This is a genomic window from Streptomyces sp. NPDC057616 (assembly GCF_042800575.1).
Taxonomy (GTDB): domain Bacteria; phylum Actinomycetota; class Actinomycetes; order Streptomycetales; family Streptomycetaceae; genus Streptomyces.
Genome location: NZ_JBHVGU010000020.1, coordinates 80,690 through 88,843 on the forward strand (window position 1 = coordinate 80,690; position 8,154 = coordinate 88,843).

Genomic DNA, 8,154 nt, shown 5'->3' on the forward strand with positions numbered 1-8,154 from the left:
CCGGATCGACCGTGCGATCCAGATGGAGCAAGGGCCTGACGCAGGCGGCCGAAACGCCGTGGTGATCCTTTTCGCGGACATCCGAAACGGCGAGTATGCCGGGTCATGGACATCTTGCTCGTCGTCAGTGCGTTCAACAGCCTGTCCCAGCGCGTGTACGCGGAACTGTCGGACCTGGACCACCGGGTGGACGTCGTCCTCGCCTCGCACGGCGCCGACGCCGTCCGGGCCGCCGTGAGCGAGGTGCGGCCGGAGCTGATCGTCGCGCCGATGCTGAGGACGGCGCTGCCCGAGGACGTGTGGCAGGAGCACACCTGCCTCATCGTGCACCCGGGACCACCCGGCGACCGCGGTCCCGCCTCCCTGGACTGGGCGATCGACGAGGAGGCGACGCACTGGGGAGTGACGGTCCTCCAGGCCGAGGCCGCGATGGACGCGGGGGACGTCTGGGCGTCGGAGTCCTTCCCCGTCCCGCCCGTGGGCAAGAGCGACCTGTACCGCAACGAGGTCTCCGACGCCGCCTCGGCCGCCGTCCTGCGGGCCGTGCAGCGGTACGCCGAGGGCTCGTACAAGCCGCGGCCGCAGAGCGATCCCGGGACCGTGGTGGTCTGGCGCGACTTCTTCCGCCAGGAGCGGCGCTGGATCGACTGGGAGAAGGACAGCACCCGCACGGTGCTGCGCAAACTGCGCGGCGCCGACTCCCAGCCCGGCGTCCTGGACGAACTCCTCGGCCACGAGGTGTTCCTGCACGGCGGCCACCACGAGGACAAGCTCCGCGGCCGCCCCGGCGAACTGCTCGCCACCCGCGCGGGAGCGATCTGCCGCGCCACCGTGGACGGCGCGGTGTGGATCCCGGAACTGCGCCCCCGCAAGACCTCCGGCGACCCGGCGCCCTTCCGCCGCCCGGCGGTCTCCGTGCTCGACACCCTCCCGTCCGCGTCCGGTGCCGCGGCGCCCCGCGGGGGCACCGGCGATCCCGCACTCCGGCTGCCCGAGATGCCCGTCCCGCTCGAACTGCCCGCCGAACGGCGCACGTTGACCGACATCCGCTACCGGCAGCACGGCGACGTCGGCTTCCTGTCCTTCTCCTTCCCCGGCGGTGCGATGAGCACGGACCACTGCCGCCGGCTGCTCGCCACCTACCGCTACGCCCTCACCCGCCCCACCTCGGTCCTGGTCCTCGACGGCGGCCGGGACTTCTTCTCCAACGGCATCCATCTGAACGTCATCGAGGCCGCCGCCGACCCGGCCGGTGAGTCCTGGACGAACCTCAACGCCATGGACGACCTGGTCGAGGCGGTCCTGCGCACCACCGACCGGCTGGTGGTCGCGGCGGTCGGCGGCAACGCGGCGGCCGGCGGCCTGATGCTCGCCCTCGCCGCCGACGAGGTGTGGTGCCGCACGGGCGCCGTCCTCAACCCGCACTACCGGCGGATGGGCCTGTACGGCTCCGAGTTCTGGACGTACACGCTGCCGCGCCGCGTCGGAGCGCGCACGGCCCAGAAGCTGACCGAGGAGGCGCTGCCGATGAGCGCCGCCCACGCCGCCCGCATCGGGCTCGTGGACCGTCTGGTCCCCGTCGCCGCCGAGGAGTTCGGCGCCGAGGTCCACAGCCTCGCGGCCGAACTCGGCGCGGCCCCGGACCTCGTGCAGCGCATCACCGCGAAGGCCGCCGCCCGGCGCACGGACGAGAACGAACGGCCGCTCGCGGAGTACCGGCGCGACGAACTCGCCCGGATGCGCGCCATCTTCTTCGACCCGCAGGCCGACTACCACGCCCTCCGGTCGGCCTTCGTCCGCAAGCTTCCCGGCTCCTGCGCCCGACCGCTGTCCCTGCCCGCCGGGGACGCCCGGTGAGCGCACGCGTGCTGGTGGCCGGCGTAGGCAACATCTTCCTCGCGGACGACTCCTTCGGACCCGAGGTGATCCGCGTCCTGGAGCATCGTCCGCTGCCCGGCGAGGTGCGGGTGCGCGACTTCGGCATCCGCGGCCTGGACCTCGCCTACGAGTTGCTCGACGGCTACGACGTCGCGGTCCTGGTCGACGCGGCCGAACGGGGCCACCGGCCCGGCACGCTGTCCCTGATCGAGGCGGAGGTCCCCGACGCGGGCCGCAGCGCCGCACCGCCCGAAGCCCACGGCATGGACCCGGCCAAGGTGCTGGCCCTGGCCGCGCACCTGGGCGACGGGCCGCTGCTGCGCGTCCTCGTGCTCGCCTGCGAGCCCCTGGACCGGCCGGATCCGGACGAGGACATCGTCCCCGGTCTGAGCGCCCCGGTGCGCGACGCGGTCGGCCGGGCCGCCGAGGCCCTGCACCGGCTGGTCCCCGTGCTGCTCGCCGACCCCTCGGCCGGCGCGTCGTTGCGCCGCCCGGACGAATCTGCGGACCTGTCCGCGGCCGGGCTCGCCTCCCCGACGGCGGGCGGCGCCGAGGATCGGTGACGGACCGGACCGTCCCGGTCCCTCCGACACCGGCCCGAGGAGCTGCGCATGTGCGATTCCGTGGACGTCACCCAGGCCGTCCTGGCGAAGAACGACGGCCTGGCCGCGAGCCTGCGCGGTGATCTGGCCCGGCGCGGAGTCACCATCGTCAACCTGCTGTCCAGCCCCGGCAGCGGCAAGACGGAACTGCTCGGGCGCGTCCTGGCCCGCGCGGTGGAACGCGGCATCCCGGTGGCCGCGCTCACCGCCGACCTGGCCACGGAGAACGACGCCCGCCGGCTGGCCCGTTCGGGAGCACCGGTGAAGCAGCTGCTCACCGACGGGCTCTGCCACCTGGAGGCCCGCCAGCTGCGCGGGCATGTGGAGAGCTGGCTGCCCGAGGACACCGCGCTGCTCTTCGTGGAGAACGTCGGCAACCTCGTCTGCCCGGCCTCCTACGACCTCGGCGAGCGCCTGCGGATCGTGCTGATGGCGGTGACGGAGGGCGAGGACAAACCGCTGAAGTACCCCACCGCCTTCGCCTCCGCCCACCTGGTGGTGCTCACCAAGACCGACCTCGCCGAGCCGGCCGGCTTCGACGCCGCGGCCTTCGACGCCCATGTGCGGCAGGTCAACCCCGGAGTGGAGATCGTCCCCTCGTGCGCGCGCAGCGGTGACGGCGTCGACACGATCCTGGAGCGGGTGCTCGCCGTACGGGACGGGGGCCCCGTCCACAGGCCCCCGCTCGCGCCGCACCCCCACGTCCACGGGCACACGCACGAGGGCGGGCAGGACGACGCGCACGAGGGCGCGGGCCTCACGGCCGGCCGCCTCTCGTGACAGCACCCGCCACCGCGGCCGTCCGCCGCCGCGTCACGGTGCGCGGCACGGTGCAGGGCGTGGGCTTCCGCCCGTACGTGCACCGCCTGGCCGCCGGCCTGACGCTCACCGGGTTCGTGAGCAACACCGCGTACGGCGTGCTCATCGAGGTCGAGGGCGCACCGGACGGCGTCACCCGCTTCTGCGACCACCTGGGTTCCGAGCCCCCGCCGCTGGCCGACGTCGCCGGCATCGACGTCGAGGACCTGCCCGTCACCGGCGCCGACGACGCCTTCACCATCCGCTCCACCGAGCTGTCACCGGGCCGCACCCAGCTCCCGCCCGACACGGCCACCTGTGCCGCCTGCCTGCGCGACCTGACCGACCCCGCGAACCGCAGGTACCGCCACCCCTTCGTCACCTGCACCCACTGCGGGCCGCGCTTCACGATCGCCACCGGCATGCCGTACGACCGTGCGGCCACCACCATGACCGGCTTCCCGATGTGCCCCGACTGCGCGCGGGAGTACGGCGATTCCGCCGACCGCCGCTTCCACGCCCAGCCCGTGGCCTGCCCGGACTGCGGTCCCCGGCTGCGCCTGGTGCCCGCCTTCGGCAGCGGCATCCATCCCGCGCGGGACGCCGGCGCCCTGGCGGCGGCGCGGGCGCTGCTCGCCGAGGGGCGGATCGTCGCCGTGAAGGGCCTCGGCGGCTACCACCTGGCCTGCGACGCCACCGACGCCCGCGCGGTGGCCACCCTGCGCGGCCGCAAGGAACGGGGCGGCAAGCCCTTCGCGGTCATGTGCGCGGACCTCGCCGACGTGGAGCGGATCGCCGAGGTCTCCGCCGCCGAGCGCGAGGCCCTCACCAGCCCCCGCCGCCCCATCGTGCTGCTGCGCGGGCGCACCTCGGGCGCGTCCCTTCGGCTGGCGCCCGGCGTGTGCCCGGGCAGCCCGCACATCGGCGTGATGCTGCCGTACACCCCCCTGCACACTCTGCTGTTCGGGCTGCCGGGCGACCCGCCGGGGCCGCGGGCCCTGGTCATGACGAGCGGCAACCGCTCGGGGGAGCCGATCGTCACGGACGACGACGAGGCGCTGACCCGCCTCGCCGGACTGGCCGACGCCTGGCTCGCCCACGACCGGGTCGTCGCCTCCCCGTGCGACGACTCACTGCTGCGGGTGCGCGAGGACGGCACCGAACAGGTGCTGCGCCGCTCCCGCGGATATGTGCCCCGCCCACTGCGCGTGCCGCTGGAGCTGCGCCCGGCACTCGCGGTGGGCGGCGACCTGAAGAACGCGCTGTGCGTCGGCGAGGGCGACCAGGCCTGGCTCGGCCCGCACATCGGGGACATGGGGGACCTGACCGCCCTGGAGGCGGCACGCGGGGCGGAGCTGCACATGCGCCGCCTGACCGGGGTGAAGCCCGTGCTCTTCGCCGCGGACCGGCACCCGGCCTACCACTCGGCCCGCTGGGCCCGGCAGCGTGCGCTCCAACTGCCCCGGCCCACGCCGGTGTTCGTGCAGCACCACCACGCGCACATCGCCTCGGCCGCGGCGGAGCACGGCGTCACGGCCCCCGTGATCGGCGTCGCCTTCGACGGCACCGGATACGGCGACGACGGCACCGTCTGGGGCGGCGAGATCCTCCTCGCCGACTACGGCGGCTACCGGCGCTTCGCCCATCTGGCCCCCGCCCCCCTCCCCGGCGGGGACGCCGGCGTCGTCAACCCCTGCCGTCTCGCGCTGGCCCGGCTGTGGGCCGCCGGTCTGCCCTGGGACCCGGACCTGCCCTCCGTCACCGCCTGCGCTCCCGACGAACGGGCCGTGCTGCAGCGGCAGTTGGCGCGCAACGTGGCCTGCGTCCCCACCTCCAGCATGGGACGGCTCTTCGACGCCGTGTCCTCGCTCGTGGGCGTCTGCCATCGGGCGGGCTACGAAGCCCAGGCCGCCCTGGAGCTGGAGGCTGCGGCCCTGCGGGCCTGGGGCGCCGGCACCGAGGCGTACGCCTTCGGCATCACGACGGACCCCGTACAGGCGGACCCGGCGCCCGTGCTGAGCGCCGTCGTCGCCGATCTGCGGCGCGGCACCCCGGCACCGGTGATCGCCGCGCGGTTCCACCGCGGCGTCGCACGGGCCGTCCTGGAGATCTGCCGGCGCGCGCGCCAGGCCTCCGACCTGGCCGTCGTCGCGCTCAGCGGCGGCGTCTTCGCCAACGCCCTGCTGGAACAGGAGTGCACGGACCTGCTGTCCGGCGCCGGCTTCACCGTGCTCCGGCACGGCGAAGTCCCGCCGGGCGACGGCGGGTTGGCCCTGGGGCAGCTGGTGGTCGCGGCACACGGACGACAGTGAGGAGTGACCCATGTGTTTGGCAGTGCCCGGCAAGGTCGTGTCCATCGACGACGGCGCCGAACCCCGCACCGGTCTCGTCGACTTCGGCGGAGTGCAGAAGCAGGCGTGCCTGGAGTACGTCCCCGACGTGCGGGTCGGTGAGTACGTCATCGTGCACGTCGGCTTCGCGCTGCAGCGCCTGGACGAGGAGTCGGCCCAGGCCTCGCTGAAGCTCTTCGAGGAACTGGGCCTGCTGGAGGAGGAGTTCGGCGACGCCTGGGAACAGGCGGCCAGGGACGCGGGGGTCGCCGCCGTGCCCGAGGAGACCCGAGAGAGCGAGGCCCGGTGAAGTACATCGACGAGTTCAACGACCCCGACCTGGCGCGACGGCTGCTGGACGACATCCGCGCCACCGCCACCCGGCCCTGGGCGCTGATGGAGGTGTGCGGCGGCCAGACCCACTCCATCATCCGGCACGGCATCGACCAACTGCTGCCCGAACAGGTGGAGTTGATCCATGGGCCGGGCTGCCCCGTCTGCGTCACCCCGCTGGAGGTCATCGACAAGGCGCTGGAGATCGCCGCCCGCCCCGGCGTGATCTTCTGCTCCTTCGGCGACATGCTCCGCGTGCCCGGCACCGGCCGCGACCTGTTCCGGGTCAAGGGCGAGGGCGGCGACGTACGCGTGGTGTACTCGCCGCTCGACGCCCTGGAGCTGGCCCGCCGCAACCCGGAGCGGGAGGTGGTGTTCTTCGCCATCGGCTTCGAGACCACGGCGCCCGCCAACGCCATGGCCGTGCACCAGGCCCGCCGCCTGGGCCTGGACAACTTCAGCCTGCTCGTCTCCCATGTGCGGGTGCCTCCCGCGATCGAGGCCATCATGACGGCCCCGGCCTGCCGGGTGCAGGGCTTCCTGGCCGCCGGGCACGTGTGCAGCGTGATGGGCACGGCCGAATACCCGGCGCTCGCCGACCGGTTCGGGGTGCCGCTCGTGGTCACCGGGTTCGAACCGCTGGACATCCTGGAGGGCATCCGGCGTGCCGTCCTGCAGCTGGAGCGCGGCGAGCACCGGGTGGAGAACGCCTACGCGCGTGCCGTGCGCGAGGACGGCAACCCGGCGGCCGTCCGGATGATCGAGGAGGTCTTCGAGGTCACCGACCGCAACTGGCGGGGCATCGGGCCCATCCCGGCGAGCGGCTGGCGGCTGACGGAGGCGTTTCGGGCGTACGACGCCGAGCACCGCTTCGACGTCGGCGGCATCCGTACCGAGGAGCCCGCGGAGTGCCGGGCCGGCGAGGTGCTGCAGGGGCTGATCAAGCCGACCGAGTGCGCGGCGTTCGGCACCACCTGCACCCCGCGCACCCCCCTGGGCGCGACGATGGTCTCCAGCGAGGGCGCCTGCGCGGCCTATTACCTCTACCGCCGGATGAACGACGGGACGCCGCGGGCCGAACGGGCCGCCGCACGCGAGGAGATGAACCCCGTTGCCTGAACTCTCCGAGACGAGCGTCGATCCCGCCAACTGGAGCTGTCCCGCGCCCCTGCGCGACCAGCCCGTGGTGGTCATGGGGCACGGCGGGGGCGGCGCCCTGTCCGCCGAGCTGATGGAGCAGGTGTTCGCGCCCGCCTACGGCAACCCCACCCTCGCCGGCCTCGCCGACTCCGCCGTCCTTGAACTGGGCGGCGCGAGGCTCGCGTTCTCCACCGACTCCTACGTGGTCAGGCCGCTGTTCTTCCCCGGCGGCAGCCTGGGCGACCTCGCGGTCAACGGCACCGTCAACGACCTCGCGATGAGCGGCGCCCGGCCCGCCTACCTGTCCGCGGCCTTCGTCCTCGAGGAGGGCGTCGAGCTGACCGTGGTCGAGCGCATCGCCCGCGCCATGGGCACGGCGGCCGAGGCGGCCGGCGTCGTCGTGGCCACCGGCGACACCAAGGTGGTCGAGTCCGGGCACGGCGACGGCGTCTACGTCACCACCGCCGGGGTCGGACTCGTGCCGGACGGTGTGGACATCCGGCCCCAGCGGGCGCGGCCCGGCGACGCCGTCATCGTCAGCGGCCCGATCGGCCTGCACGGGGTGGCGATCATGAGCGTGCGGGAGGGGCTGGAGTTCGGCGTCGAGATCGCCAGCGACACCGCACCGCTCGCCGGCCTGGTGGCGACGATGCTCGCGGTCACCCCCGACCTGCACGTGCTGCGCGACCCCACGCGCGGTGGTCTGGCCGCGTCCCTCAACGAGATCGCGCGGGCCTCGGGCACCGGCGTACGCCTCCGGGAGCGGGCCGTCCCGGTGCCGGACGCCGTCGCCAACGCCTGCGGCTTCCTCGGCCTCGACCCCCTGTACGTCGCCAACGAGGGCCGGCTGGTCGCCTTCGTGCCCCCGGAGGCGGCGGAGGAGGTCCTGGCGGCGATGCGTGCCCACCCGCAGGGCGCCGGAGCCGTGCTGATCGGCGAGTGCGTCGCCGAGCACCCCGGCATGGTCGTGGTCGCGACCGGCCTCGGCGGTACCCGCGTGCTGGACCTCCCGCTGGGCGAGCAGCTGCCGCGCATCTGCTGACCCGGCACGCGACGAGGCCCCGCCGGAGCAC

The 8,154-nt window shown here is 74.3% G+C and carries 7 protein-coding genes; all 7 read left to right on the top strand.

Annotated features, from left to right (window positions below; all coding sequences use genetic code 11):
• The first annotated feature begins 105 nt into the window (after positions 1-105).
• The 7 genes from ACFU97_RS25040 to hypE all read left to right on the top strand — a co-directional run bounded on the left by ACFU97_RS25040 (position 106) and on the right by hypE (position 8,123).
• Complete coding sequence (locus ACFU97_RS25040; RefSeq protein ID WP_384260368.1) at positions 106-1,857, top strand: enoyl-CoA hydratase-related protein; 1,752 nt, start codon at positions 106-108, stop codon at positions 1,855-1,857.
• The gene (locus ACFU97_RS25045) at positions 1,854-2,441 is read left to right on the top strand and encodes a hydrogenase maturation protease (protein ID WP_384260370.1); all 588 of its coding nucleotides are present in this window, start codon (positions 1,854-1,856) and stop codon (positions 2,439-2,441) included. The genes ACFU97_RS25040 and ACFU97_RS25045 overlap by 4 nt, the downstream gene beginning before the upstream one ends.
• 48 nt (positions 2,442-2,489) lie before the next feature.
• The gene (gene hypB, locus ACFU97_RS25050) at positions 2,490-3,260 is read left to right on the top strand and encodes a hydrogenase nickel incorporation protein HypB (protein ID WP_384260373.1); all 771 of its coding nucleotides are present in this window, start codon (positions 2,490-2,492) and stop codon (positions 3,258-3,260) included.
• Entirely contained in the window at positions 3,257-5,590 is a 2,334-nt protein-coding gene (gene hypF / locus ACFU97_RS25055; RefSeq protein ID WP_384260375.1) for a carbamoyltransferase HypF, read from the top strand. The genes hypB and hypF overlap by 4 nt, the downstream gene beginning before the upstream one ends.
• A gap of 10 nt (positions 5,591-5,600) precedes the next feature.
• On the top strand, positions 5,601-5,918 hold the full coding sequence (locus ACFU97_RS25060) for a HypC/HybG/HupF family hydrogenase formation chaperone (RefSeq protein ID WP_384260377.1): 318 nt from the start codon (positions 5,601-5,603) through the stop codon (positions 5,916-5,918).
• Positions 5,915-7,060, top strand: coding sequence for a hydrogenase formation protein HypD (gene hypD / locus ACFU97_RS25065; protein WP_384260380.1), 1,146 nt, complete (start codon positions 5,915-5,917; stop codon positions 7,058-7,060). The genes ACFU97_RS25060 and hypD overlap by 4 nt, the downstream gene beginning before the upstream one ends.
• A 73-nt stretch (positions 7,061-7,133) precedes the next feature.
• Positions 7,134-8,123, top strand: a complete 990-nt coding sequence (gene hypE / locus ACFU97_RS25070; protein ID WP_384260622.1) for a hydrogenase expression/formation protein HypE — start codon at positions 7,134-7,136, stop codon at positions 8,121-8,123.
• The last annotated feature ends 31 nt before the right edge of the window (positions 8,124-8,154 follow it).

Excerpts from the sequence above, each read along its gene's own strand:
- hypE (WP_384260622.1), top strand. The coding sequence starts at position 7,134 with ATGGGGCACGGCGGGGGCGGCGCCCTGTCCGCCGAGCTGATGGAGCAG.
- ACFU97_RS25060 (WP_384260377.1), top strand. The coding sequence starts at position 5,601 with ATGTGTTTGGCAGTGCCCGGCAAGGTCGTGTCCATCGACGACGGCGCC.
- hypB (WP_384260373.1), top strand. The coding sequence starts at position 2,490 with ATGTGCGATTCCGTGGACGTCACCCAGGCCGTCCTGGCGAAGAACGAC.
- ACFU97_RS25040 (WP_384260368.1), top strand. The coding sequence starts at position 106 with ATGGACATCTTGCTCGTCGTCAGTGCGTTCAACAGCCTGTCCCAGCGC.